The organism is Streptomyces erythrochromogenes (genome assembly GCF_036170895.1).
Taxonomy (GTDB): Bacteria; Actinomycetota; Actinomycetes; order Streptomycetales; family Streptomycetaceae; genus Streptomyces; species Streptomyces erythrochromogenes.
Genome location: NZ_CP108036.1, coordinates 412,822 through 424,244, shown reverse-complemented (window position 1 = coordinate 424,244; position 11,423 = coordinate 412,822). Strand labels below are relative to the sequence as shown.

9 protein-coding genes are annotated in these 11,423 nt (G+C 73.9%); 6 read left to right on the top strand and 3 right to left on the bottom strand.

From position 1 onward, the window contains the following. Positions 1-115: 115 nt before the first annotated feature. Together OHA91_RS02100 and OHA91_RS02095 are read left to right on the top strand one after the other, a co-directional pair. On the top strand, positions 116-2,749 hold the full coding sequence (locus tag OHA91_RS02100) for a SpoIIE family protein phosphatase (RefSeq protein ID WP_328738427.1): 2,634 nt from the start codon (positions 116-118) through the stop codon (positions 2,747-2,749). Positions 2,750-2,813: 64 nt separating this feature from the next. Beyond that, a complete protein-coding gene (locus OHA91_RS02095) occupies positions 2,814-3,812 on the top strand; it encodes an RNA ligase family protein (protein ID WP_328738426.1) in 999 nt (332 codons plus the stop codon). Positions 3,813-3,844: 32 nt separating this feature from the next. Here OHA91_RS02095 and OHA91_RS02090 read toward each other — a convergent pair whose 3' ends face one another. Further along, a complete protein-coding gene (locus tag OHA91_RS02090; RefSeq protein WP_266496216.1) occupies positions 3,845-5,929 on the bottom strand; it encodes a SpoIIE family protein phosphatase in 2,085 nt (694 codons plus the stop codon). 336 nt (positions 5,930-6,265) lie between these two features. Between OHA91_RS02090 and OHA91_RS02085 the strand changes: the two genes are divergently transcribed. Beyond that, positions 6,266-6,619: a hypothetical protein gene (locus tag OHA91_RS02085; protein WP_136228359.1), complete on the top strand. Its 354-nt coding sequence runs from the start codon at positions 6,266-6,268 to the stop codon at positions 6,617-6,619. A gap of 204 nt (positions 6,620-6,823) precedes the next feature. Here OHA91_RS02085 and OHA91_RS02075 read toward each other — a convergent pair whose 3' ends face one another. Together OHA91_RS02075 and OHA91_RS02070 are read right to left on the bottom strand one after the other, a co-directional pair. Then, a complete protein-coding gene (locus tag OHA91_RS02075; RefSeq protein WP_328738425.1) occupies positions 6,824-8,191 on the bottom strand; it encodes a pyridoxal phosphate-dependent decarboxylase family protein in 1,368 nt (455 codons plus the stop codon). A 78-nt stretch (positions 8,192-8,269) separates the two neighbouring features. Beyond that, complete coding sequence (locus tag OHA91_RS02070; RefSeq protein ID WP_328738424.1) at positions 8,270-8,797, bottom strand: flavoprotein; 528 nt, start codon at positions 8,795-8,797, stop codon at positions 8,270-8,272. A 60-nt stretch (positions 8,798-8,857) separates the two neighbouring features. Between OHA91_RS02070 and OHA91_RS02065 the strand changes: the two genes are divergently transcribed. From OHA91_RS02065 to OHA91_RS02055, 3 genes are all read left to right on the top strand, one after another. Continuing rightward, positions 8,858-9,265 (top strand): SgcJ/EcaC family oxidoreductase, encoded by a 408-nt coding sequence (locus OHA91_RS02065; protein ID WP_328738423.1) that lies wholly within the window; start codon positions 8,858-8,860, stop codon positions 9,263-9,265. A 69-nt stretch (positions 9,266-9,334) separates the two neighbouring features. Continuing rightward, positions 9,335-10,204: a hypothetical protein gene (locus OHA91_RS02060; protein ID WP_328738422.1), complete on the top strand. Its 870-nt coding sequence runs from the start codon at positions 9,335-9,337 to the stop codon at positions 10,202-10,204. A gap of 120 nt (positions 10,205-10,324) precedes the next feature. Beyond that, positions 10,325-11,017, top strand: coding sequence for a DUF6882 domain-containing protein (locus OHA91_RS02055; protein WP_308288993.1), 693 nt, complete (start codon positions 10,325-10,327; stop codon positions 11,015-11,017). Positions 11,018-11,423: the final 406 nt, after the last annotated feature.

Below are 11,423 nucleotides of genomic sequence, written 5' to 3'. Positions count from 1 at the left end.
GTGCTACAACTGGGTTCGTGACCATTCCTCGTCGCCACCCGTGCCGGGCACGTCGGTGCGGTCACCTCTAGGCAACCGATTCAGAAGCGTCGCCGGCCAGGTATTCGTCCTCCAGGTGGCGATCGTGGTCCTGCTCGCGGCCGGAGCCCTGCTGGCCCTGGTGCTCCAGTCGCGGCACGACATCGACCGCGAGGCACGCAATCGCTCGGTGGCCGTCGCGGAGACCTTCGCACACCAGCTGGGCCTCCAACCCGCGCTGAAGACGTCCGACCCCTCCACGGTCCTGCAACCCCTCGCCGAGCAGACGCGCAAGGCCGCCGGGGTCGACTTCATCGTGGTGATGGACACCAACGGCATCCGCTACAGCCATCCCCAGCCGGACCGCATCGGGAAACGGTTCGTCGGAAACATCGAGCCCTCGCTGCAGGGCAAGGTGCACACCGAGAGCGTCGAGGGCCCCCTCGGCAAGGAGATCCAGGCGGTGGTCCCAGTCAAGGGACCCGGCGGCGAGGTCGTCGCCCTGGTGTCCGCCGGCCTGACCGTCGAGAACGTCACCGGCGCCCTCGACCGCCAGCTCCCGGTCATCCTCCTGGCCATCGCCACGGGCCTGGCCCTGGCGACCGTCGGCACCTGGCTGATCAGCAGACGCCTGCGCCGCCAGACCCACGGGCTCGGCACGCAGGAGATGACCCGCATGTACGAGCACCACGACGCGGTGCTCCACGCCGTCCGCGAAGGCGTCGTGATCACCGACGGCGACGGACAGCTCCTGCTGGCCAACGACGAGGCCAAACGCCTGCTCGGCCTGGCCGAGGACGCCGAGGGCCGCCCCATCGGGGACGTGCCCGGCCTGGAGCGCCGGATGTCGGACCTGCTGCTCTCCGGCCGCGAGGCCACCGACGAGGTGATCGGCTCCGGCGACCGCCTGCTCGTCGTCAACCAGCGGCCCACCCATCCCCGCGGCCGGCCCGAGGGCGCGGTGGTCACCATCCGCGACTCGACCGAGATGCAGATCCTGACCACCCGGGCCGAGACGGCCCGCAGGCGCCTCAAACTGCTCTACGACGCGGGCGGCGACATCGGCACCACCCTCGACGTGGTCCGCACCGCCGAGGAACTCGCCGCCGTGGCCGTGCCCCGCTTCGCGGACTTCGTCACCGTCGACCTCGCCGACCAGGTCATCGACGGCGACGAGCCCGCCCCGGGCGCCGACATGCGCCGCACGGCGATCAGCGGCATCCGCTCCGACCACCCCCTCTACCCCGTCGGCCGGCTGATCGACTTCCTGCCGTCCACCCCGCAGGCCCGCGGCTACGGCACCGGACGGGCGGAACTGGTACCCGACCTGTCGAAGGCGCCCGGCTGGCAGGCCCAGGACCCGCCGCGGGCCCGCGCCATCGTCGACTACGGCATCCACTCGCTCATCGCGGCCCCCCTCATGGCCCGGGGCGTCGTCCTCGGAGTGGTCAACTTCTGGCGGTCGCAGAAACACGAGCCCTTCGACGAGGACGAGCTGTCCCTCGCCGAGGAACTCGTCGCCCGCGCGGCCGTCAGCATGGACAACGCCCGCCGCTACACCCGCGAACACGCCCTCGCCGTGACGCTCCAGCGCAGCCTGCTGCCACGCGCGCTGCCCGAACAGAGCGCCATGGACGTCGCGCACTTCTACCTGCCCGCCCAGTCGGGGGTCGGCGGCGACTGGTTCGACGTCATCCCGCTGCCCGGCAGCCGCGTCGCCCTGGTCGTCGGAGACGTCGTCGGCCACGGCCTGCACGCCGCGGCCACCATGGGCCGGCTGCGCACCGCCGTGCACAATTTCTCCTCCCTCGACCTGCCGCCCGACGAGATCCTCGCCCGCCTGGACGACCTCGTACAGCGCATCGACCACGACCACAACGGGGACTCCGACGACGCGGACGGCGGCGTACTCGGCGCCACCTGCCTGTACGCCATCTACGACCCGGTGTCCCAGCGCTGCACCATGGCCCGGGCGGGCCATCTGCCTCCGCTCCTGGTCGCCCCGGACGGCCGCACGCAGATCGTCGAGCTGCCGGCCGGACCCCCGCTGGGCCTGGGCGGCATGCCCTTCGAGACCGCGGAACTGGACCTGGCCGAAGGCAGCCAGCTGGTCCTCTACACCGACGGCCTGGTGGAGGAGCGGACCCGGGACATCGGCGAGGGCCTGGAACTGCTCCGGGCGGCACTGAGCCACCCCGACCGGGACCCCCACGACAGCTGCCGGGCCGTGCTCGACATGATGCTCCCCGCCCGGCCGACCGACGACGTGGCCCTGCTCATCGCCCGGACCCGGACCCTCGGCCCCGACCGGGTCGCCCAGTGGGACGTGCCCTTCGAGCCGAGCGCCGTCGGCGCCATGCGCAGCGTCGCCGCCAAGAAGCTCGAGGAATGGGACCTGACGGAACTCGGCTTCGCCGCGGAACTGATCCTCAGCGAGCTGATCACGAACGCGCTGCGGCACGGAAGCGAGCCCGTACGGGTACGGCTCCTGCGCGACCACAACCTGACCTGCGAGGTGTGGGACGGCAGCAGCACCGCCCCCCACCTGCGCTACGCCGCCACCACGGACGAGGGAGGGCGCGGACTGTTCCTCGTGGCGCAGCTCAGCGAGCACTGGGGCACCCGCTACACGCCCGAGGGCAAGGTCATCTGGGCGGAACTGGCCCTGCCGGGCACCCCGGGCGGCGGCGAGGCCGTCCTCACGGCCTTCCTGGACGTGGACCCCCTCTGACGGCGCCCCTCGGCGGGGCGAAAAGGACCTGACCGGCACGGGCAGTGATCGCTACCATCGCCCGGTGCACCGTGAAACCGACTGGTCCCCGTACCCGAAGATCCCCGCGAACACCCGGCTGGGAGAGGCCCGCGGCCGGACCTGGGTGGCCCACGAGAAGATCCACGGAGCGAACTTCGCCGTCGTCTGCGACGCGGCGGGCGCACACCCCGCCAAGCGGCGCGAGCTGCTCGGCGACGGCGGACTCGACGACTTCTTCGGCGTCGGCCGGATCTGGCCCGCCCTGGCAGTCGCGGCCACCCGCTGCGCCCACAACCTGAGGGACGCCACCGGCGCCGCGCCCACGGCGCCCGTCACCCTGTACGGCGAACTGGCCGGCGGCCGCTACCCCCACCCCGACGTACCGGCCGTGCCGGGCGCGGCGGCCGTCCAGACCGGCGTCTGGTACGCCCCCGATCTGATCTGGCTGCCCTTCGACGCGACCGTCGCCGACGAGGACGGCCCGCGCTGGGTCGGCGACCGCACCCTGCGCGCCGCGGCGGGCCCGGCAGGGCTGCTCTGCGTGCCGCTGCTGGCCGAGGGGCCGCTCGCCCGGCTCCAGGAACTGCCGGTCCTCTTCCCGACCCGGCTGCCCGGCCTGCTCGGTCTGCCGGCGCTGCCGGACAACCTGGCGGAGGGCCTGGTCGTCAAACCCGCGGGGGAGTCGCGGGGGCCCGCCCGGTCCATGGCCAAGTCCAAGCAGCCCGCCTTCGCCGAGGACGCACGCTTCGACGGCGCGCGCCCCTACCAGACGCCCCCCGAAGGCGCCGCGGGCGTCCCCGGCTGGCTGCTCGCCCACGGCACCGGCCTGCTCACCCCGGCCCGCGCAGCGTCGGCCGTCAGCAAGCTGGGACCCCGTACCCCGCCCGGGGAGCTGGCCGCAGAGATCGCGCGCGACGCCACCGAGGAGGTCGCCCACGAGCTGGGCGGCCTGGACGAGGCCGTCCAGAGGGCCCTGGAGGACTCCCTGCGCGCCGGAGCCCTCACCCTGGCCCGTTTCGACGCCTCCGACCGCCACATGTGACCGGCGGGGCCCTGAGGCGCGCCCGGGCCGCCTCAGGGGCCGCCCGGGTGGTTCGCGCCGATGCGGGCCGTCAGCAGGGCGATGTCGTCGTCGGCGGACGCCGGGACGAGGTGGGCGATCAGCGAGTCGCACAGGTGGTCGAGCGGCTGGAGGGGCTCCGTCAGGAGGCCGGTGAGCTCGCTCAGACGCTCGTCGATGTCACGGTTGCGCGCCTCGATCAGCCCGTCCGTGTACAGGACGAGCAGGCTGCCCTTCGGGAGCGTGATGTCGGTGGTCGTGAAGGTGACCCCGCCGACGCCCAGCGGCGCCCCCGGCGGGGTCTTGACCAGGTAGACCGTCCCGTCGGGCTCCGCCACCGCGGGAGGCGGGTGGCCGGCCCGGGTGATCGTGCAGTGGCCGGTGGCCGGGTCGCAGACCACGTACAGGAACGTCGCGAGCATCGGCTCCGCCAGATCGGCGAGGGTCGCCTCCAGCTGGTGGAGCAGCGCCGTCGGCGGCATGTCGAGGCGCGCGAGGGCGCGGACGGTCGCGGACAGGCGCCCCATCACCGCGGCGGCCGCGATGCCGTGCCCCATCACGTCCCCCATGAGCAGACCGGCCCTGCCTCCGGCGAGCGGGACGACGTCGTACCAGTCCCCGCCGACCTCGTTGACGTCACTGGCCGGCAGGTAGCGGTGGGCGATCTCGATGCCCGGCGGCGGCGTGACGTGCTGCGGCAGCATGCTGCGCTGCAACACGACGGCGGTCTCGTGCTCGTGGTGGTAGAGGCGGGCGTTGTCGATGCTGATGGCGGCCCGGGCGGCGAGTTCGCCGGCGAGGGTGACGTCGTCGGATCCGAAGGGCTCGAAGGGCCGGGTGCGGTAGAAGGAGGCCACACCGAGGACGAGACCGCGCGCGATGAGCGGGACCATCATGAACGAGTGCACGCCCGTCTCGACCAGCTGCGCGGGCTTGGGGGTGTGCCGGGCGGCCGACGCGACGGCCATGGCGTCGAGATGGGCCATCAGGAACGGCTGGCGGGCCGCGAGGGCCTGGGTGTACGGGGCGGTCGCGGGGAAGGTGAGCGTCCGGCCCAGCGGAGCGAGGATCTGGGTGACCGCGGTGCCCGTCAGCGGGGCCTTGCCCAGACGCCGCAGCGCGACACCCCCGGTCAACCCCATGCCCGGCTCGTTGCCCTGCGCGAGCGAGTCCAGCACGTCGACGGTGACGGCACTGGCGAGGTGCGGGACGGCGAGGTCGGCCAGCTCCTGCGCGGTGCGTTCGAGGTCCAGGCTGGCGCCGATCCGGGAACTGGCCTCGGTGAGCAGGGCCAGCCGACGGCGCCCGGCCTCGGCCTCGGTGTGGTCGCGCTGCTGCGTGGTGATGTCGAGCAGGGAGGCGATCACCCCGATCGGCCGGCCGCCGGGGTCCTCCACCCGTACGTAGGAGCACGCCCACACGTGGTCGTGGTCCGGGTCGGCGGGGGTGCGGCCGCTGCGCCGGCGGTTGAGGACCGGTTCGCCGGTCTCCAGTACCTGGCGCATGGCTTCTTCCATCTCGCCCGCGTTCACCTCCGGCAGCACCTCTGCGAGCCGCCGGCCCACGTGGGCGGACTCCGTCAGACCGTTCATCGCCTCGAGCGCCGCGTTGACCTGGAGGAACCGCAGCTGCGTGTCGAGGACCGCGATCCCGACGGGCGAGCGGGCGAACAGGCCGTCCCACACCGCCGAGGCCCCCCGGATCCGGCGCGCCGCGTGCGCGTCCGCGGCGAACACCAGCACGGCCGAGGTGCCGTGGCGGCGGTCGGGTACGGGGCAGGCCCAGATCTCCAGCTCCAGGGGGTGACCGTCGCGGTGCCAGGCGGTGACCGTGCCCATCACCCCGCGGCCGGTCGCCGCCGTCTCCCACAGGGAACGGCCCAGGCTGCGGTCGGCGCCGGGGTGGAGCAGATCCGCGATGTGCCGTCCGAGCACCTGGGGCGGGGAGTAGCCCAGCAGCTCCTGCGCGCCGTGGTTCCAGCGCACGATCGTCCCGTCGCCGCCGGTGGCCATGAGCGCCACCGGCAGGGCGCCCAGCCATCCGCCGGCGTCCTGGGCGGCGCTGCTGATCAGGTCCTCCAGCGGCATCTCCTCATGCATCCCGCACCCGCTCCTTCCGGGCGGACCCCGCCTCGCCGCGCGGCGGGTCCGGATCGCGGCGCAGCTCCCGCCGGCCGCTCGCCCGGTGCGGTCCGCGGCTGCGCTTCATCCCGTTCATCACCTTCATCCTCACTCCGGGCGACGGGCGGCGCCCCCCGGCCGCCGCACTCGGGTGCGGTCTCCACGATGCGGCGTACACCGTGCGTGCGACCGGCCGGCCGCCGCAGTTCCGTACTGGCGTTCATCCGGTCGGCCGAGCACAGCAAGCCACGCCGGGCCACGCCGGGCCACGCTGTGGGCAAGGACCGACACCACCGCACAGACGAGGACCGCACCATGTCCCACAGGCGACGCATCGGGATCATCGCGGGGGCCGCAGCGCTGCTGCTCAGCGCCACCGCTTGCTCGGGTCTGGGTCGGACCACGGTCGGCCAGCTCAGCTTCCGCGGCCACGACTCGCCGGTCGAGATCAGCTACAACAACACCCTCGTCACGGGCTGCCACCGGATCGCCATCCCCGACGGGGCCACCCATGTCGAGAACAACACCCTCGTCGACGTCATCCTGTATCAGAACTTCGACTGCAAGCAGTCCGACGAGCCGAACAACGAGATCTACGTGGCGACGACCCTCTCGAACGTGACGGCTCCCAGGACCCGCCCCTGGCGGAGCTTCAGCGTCGTCCACTGACGCGTGCGGTCCGCCGGCCGGCTTCCGCCCGGCCGTCTGAGCGGCCGGGCGCGGGCCGCTGTCCCGCGACGATCGAGCCGAGGGCCGGCGCGAACCCGAGCAACTGGACCGGGCACGGTCCGACCAGGCCTTCGCGGCGGCCGGCCTGACCCGCGACGTGGCCTTCGAAGTGACCACCGCGGAGTCCACCGACCGGCTCGTCGGTCAGAGTCCGGCCGCGGCGCGCCGGATCGAGTCCAGCGCGCGCGTCACGTCGTCCTCGGTCGTCGACCAGTTGCTCACCGAGATGCGCATGACGCGCCGGCCGTGCCAGGTGGATCCGCTGATCCACGCCGTACCGTCGTCGAGCAGCCGGGTGAGTACCCGCTCGGTGCGTTCGTCGTCGCCGAACTCGGCGCACACCTGCGTGAACACCACCTCGTTGAGCACCCGGGCGCCGTCGATCGCGGCGATGCCGTCGGCGAACGCGCGGGCGTGCCGGCACAGGCGGTCGACGAGGTCGGCCACCCCCGAGCGGCCCAGGGACCTGAGCACCGCCCACACCGTGAAGGCCCTTCCGCGCCGGGAGAGTTCGGGGACCTTGTCGACGGGGTCCCCGTGCTCGTGCTGGATGAGGTAGTCGCCGCGCTGCCCCATCGCGGCGCGGAGCGCGGACGGGTCGCGCACGACGGCGAGGCCGCAGTCGTAGGGGACGTTCAGGGTCTTGTGCGCGTCCGTCGCCCAGGAATCGGCGGACGCACAGCCCGCGGTGAGGTGCGCGTGGCGCGGCGAGGCTGCCGCCCACAGCCCGAAGGCGCCGTCTACGTGCACCCACGCGTCCGCCTCGCGGGCGGCCCGGACGGTCTCGGCGAAGGGGTCGAAGGCGCCGGAGTGGATGTCTCCGGCCTGGAGGACCACGATGGTCGGGCCCTGCCCGCCCGCTGCCAGGGCCTCCCGCAGGGCCGCCGGCTCCATGCGCCCCTGATCGTCCGCCTTCACCAGGACGGGGGCGCCGAGCCCCAGGTAGCGCAAGCCCAGGTCGACGGCCATGTGCCGGCCTTCCCCGGCGACCGCGCGCACGGGCGGACCGCCGGCGAGCCCGTCGCGGGCGACGTTCCAGCCGGCGCGCCGCAGCAGCTCGTCGCGTGCGGCGGCGAGGCAGGTGAAGTTCGCCATCGTGGCACCGGTGGTGAAGCCGACGGCGCTCCCGTCGGGCAGACCGAGCAGATCGAGCAGCCACGTGCCGGCGACCTCTTCCGCCGCCGCGTACGCGGGCGAGGCGGCCCGCATCACGGAGTTCTGGTCCCAGGCGCTGACGAGCCAGTCCGCGGCCAGCGCCGCAGGCTCCGTACCGCCTACCACGAACCCGTAGAAGCGGCCGCTCGGGAACGCGGTCAGTCCCGGCTCGCAGGCAGTGGCCAGCAGGTCGACGACGTCGGCCGGAGTGCTGGGGGCATCGGGCAGTTCGGTACCGAGCGCGCGCACGATCTCGTCGACCGAGGCGCGTGCGGGAACGGGCCGGTCGGACAGGCTCGCGAGCCACCGGACGGCATGCTCGTGCGCCCGCCGGAGCGCGGCCTCGCGCGCGTCCATACCTCGGACTATGGGACAGGAGCCGCCGCCGCGCAAGCCGCTGCTCGTACGTTCGTTCCCCCTCGGTGGTCTGCGCCGTCAGTGCTGGGCGGCGGTGGTGTGGAGGCCGCCCAGGGCGGTGGCCCAGGGGAAGGGGGCCGGGGCGTCGGTGGGGGTGTTGTCGTGGAGGAGGAGCTGGACCCCGGCGTTGCGCAGGGTGGCGAGGGAGATCTCGTACTGGGGGTGCGCGGCGAGGGCGCTGTTGGTGCAGGAGATCGCGGTGGCGGGGGTGCCGTTGCCGAGGGCTTCGGCGGCGAGGCCGACGGTCAGCCGGTCGGTGAGGCCGAGGGCCCAGGCGTTGACGGTGTTGAAGGTGGCGGGGGCGTAGAGCAGCGCGTCGGGCGCCGGCCACTGCTCCGGTTCGCCGGGGAGCGGGTACTGCCAGAGCACGGGATGGCCGGTGAGGGCGGCGAGCCCGTCGAGGCTCTCCGCGAGCCAGTGTGCGGCGGTGGGGGTGAGCCCGAGGCACACGCTCCAGCCGCGGGCCTGGGCGTCTTCGATGACATGGGCGACGTCGAACACGGGTGGGGCGGCGGAGCAGAGCAGATAGAGGGTCTTCGTGGTCATGCGGCCAATATGATCATATCGCTTGACCTCAAGTGTGGTTGAGGGAGCAAGATCGAGCCCATGGACATCGAACTCGCGGCCGCGGCCGCTGACATCAAGGCGATCGAAGAGGTCGTCGCCACGGTCCAACGCACACAGCGGGCCAAGGACGCCGAGGGCTTCCTGGCGTTGTTCCACCCGGACGCGCTGTGGACCACGGCGCACGGCAAGGTCCTCATCGGCTTCGACGAAATAGCCGAATTCACTCGCGCCGTACTGCCGGGGGCGACCTGGGACGGGGAAGTCACCTACGAGGTCGTCCACGTGCAGTTCCTGCGGCCGGACGTCGCGGCGGTGAAGGTGCGACAGGTCTACCACGCTCCCGACGGCAGCGAGGGCGCCCCGCTGTACGTGATGACGCGCGAGGCCGACGGGCCCTGGCTGCTGACCGCCTGCCAGAACACCCAGGTGGTGAAGGACCCGGCCTGAGCCTTCGCGCGGGGCGCTCCGTGGAACACCCCTGTCGCACCGCAACCGCTGGTGGGGGACAGTGGTGCTGTGGCCGACGTCGACGCGGTGGCAGCCGAGCTGTACGGGCTCAGGCCGGAGGAGTTCACGGCCGCCCGGGACGCTCACGCGGCCGCCGCGCGCAAGGCGGGGCAGCGGGCCGAGGCGAAGCGCATCGCCGCCCTGCACAAGCCCACGCGCGCCGTGTGGGCCGCGAACCGGCTCGCCCGCGCCGACGCGGACCAGGCCCGGCACCTGCTGGAGATCGGCCAGGGGCTGCGCGAGGCGCACCGGACGCTGTCGGGGGAGGACCTGCGGAAGTTGTCCCATCAGCAGCACGTGGTGATCGCGGCGATGGCCGGCGAGGCCCGTCGCCTGGCCGGCGAAGCGGGGCAGGAGCTTTCCGCGGGGGTCCAGCGGGAGGTCGAGCAGATCCTGCGCAGCGTTCTCGCCGATCCCGAGGCCGCCGAGGCCTGGGCGCGGGGGGTGCTGGCGAAGGCGCCGCCCCAGGCAGTGGGCTTCGCCGAAGTGGCCCCCGTACCGGGCACGGAGCCCCGGCCGCAGCAACACGAGGCGAAGCCGGAGCGGAAGCCGGAGCCCAAGCCGGAGCCCAAGCCCAAGCCCAAGGCGAGGCCGAAGCCCGATCCGGAGCCGGACACGAGGGAGGCCGAGCGGACGGGCCGGGAGGCCGCACTGGCCGAGGAGGCGCTCGCCCGGGCGGAGTCGGAGCGGGCGCAGGCCCGAACCGGCCTCGGCGCGCTCGACGAGGAGATCGGACGGCTGGAGGAACGGCTGGAGCGCGCCCGAGCCGAGCGCCAGCGCCTCGCGGCCGCCGCGGAGGACGCCGACCGCCGCCACCGGGAGGCCGAACGGGAGGCGAAGGCGGCCCGGGCGGCGGCCCGGCAAGCCCGCCGCCGCTGACCGGCCGCGTTCCCCTCGTGCTGCCTGCGCGGCGGCACGTGCGACCGGGCCGGAGGGCAGCGCCCGCTCCACCGCCCCGGACCGACGTCGGTGCAGGCGCCGGCACATAGGGTCATGGGCATGATCATGAAGACTGAATTCAGTGACGCCTTCCTGCTGGAGGCCGAACGGCACGCGGCCTGGGGCGCCGCGCAGTTGGAGGCCCTGACCGGGTTCATGCCGGAGGGACCCTGGACGGCCGACCTCGAGGCGTGTCTGTACCGGCAGGGCGACTTGCAGCTCCGGGTCGCCGTGCTGGGCACGTACGACATGCGGGAGCGGTCCTGGATGTGGGGCTGGGCCAACCCCGGACTGCGCGGCAGCCAGGTCGTGGCCCTGACCGGCGCGATCGAGCGCTACGGGCGGGCCCACGGGATCGCCGAGTTCACCGAGGAGGTCCTGGACCTGTCCGGCTTCGAAGACCCCCGGCGGGCGGCGGAGACGCTGGCCTTCGCGGGCATGGGCGTTGCCGAGGCGCCCGGCTACCTGGGCCTCCCGGCGGGGCCGGACAGCCAGGTCTACTTCCTGCCGGACGACGCCCGGGTGCCGCGGGCCGGCCTCGACGCGGTGGCACTGCCGCGCCACCTCGTGACCGGCGCGGGTCTGATCGGCCGTTCGGCCCGGCGGGTGGTCACCGGCTATCTGGAGTACCACGGCCTGCCGTCGCGGGAGGACGGGGACCGGATCCGCGCCGAGCTTCCCGGCGGCAGCGCGGCGGAGATCGAGTTCGACGAGGCGGGCCGTATCGCCGCCGTGCGCCTGACCGCGGTCTGACCGCCGCCCCGACGGGGCCCCGTGCCGCTTTCCGGACCGTGCCGACCGGTACACGTGCCTCGCCGCGCGGCGGCAGGCCCCGTGATCACGCGCGGTCCGGCCAAGTTGCGCACCGGCGGGCTTCGGCGGGCCCGTGCGGGACCGGCCCGCGGCCCCGCCGCCCCACCTGCGTCGCGACGCCCCGGGGCCGTCCGCGGTACCGGGTGCGGGCGGGGTCCGGGGCGGCGGGCACGGGCCCGGAGGGCATGGAACGCCGGAGACTGCTGAGCCTGGTGGGGCCGGCGCCGTCGGCGTCGGACCCACCGAAACGGGCCTTTCCGGTCCATCGTGGGCAACGCCCCCGACCGGCAGGCGGCCATGACGGCCGCGGCCGCCGTACTTCGCCGCCGTAGCGGAATTCGGCCAG

Excerpts from the sequence above, each read along its gene's own strand:
- OHA91_RS02090 (WP_266496216.1), bottom strand. The coding sequence starts at position 5,929 with ATGCATGAGGAGATGCCGCTGGAGGACCTGATCAGCAGCGCCGCCCAG.
- OHA91_RS02085 (WP_136228359.1), top strand. The coding sequence starts at position 6,266 with ATGTCCCACAGGCGACGCATCGGGATCATCGCGGGGGCCGCAGCGCTG.
- OHA91_RS02075 (WP_328738425.1), bottom strand. The coding sequence starts at position 8,191 with ATGGACGCGCGCGAGGCCGCGCTCCGGCGGGCGCACGAGCATGCCGTC.
- OHA91_RS02070 (WP_328738424.1), bottom strand. The coding sequence starts at position 8,797 with ATGACCACGAAGACCCTCTATCTGCTCTGCTCCGCCGCCCCACCCGTG.
- OHA91_RS02065 (WP_328738423.1), top strand. The coding sequence starts at position 8,858 with ATGGACATCGAACTCGCGGCCGCGGCCGCTGACATCAAGGCGATCGAA.
- OHA91_RS02055 (WP_308288993.1), top strand. The coding sequence starts at position 10,325 with ATGATCATGAAGACTGAATTCAGTGACGCCTTCCTGCTGGAGGCCGAA.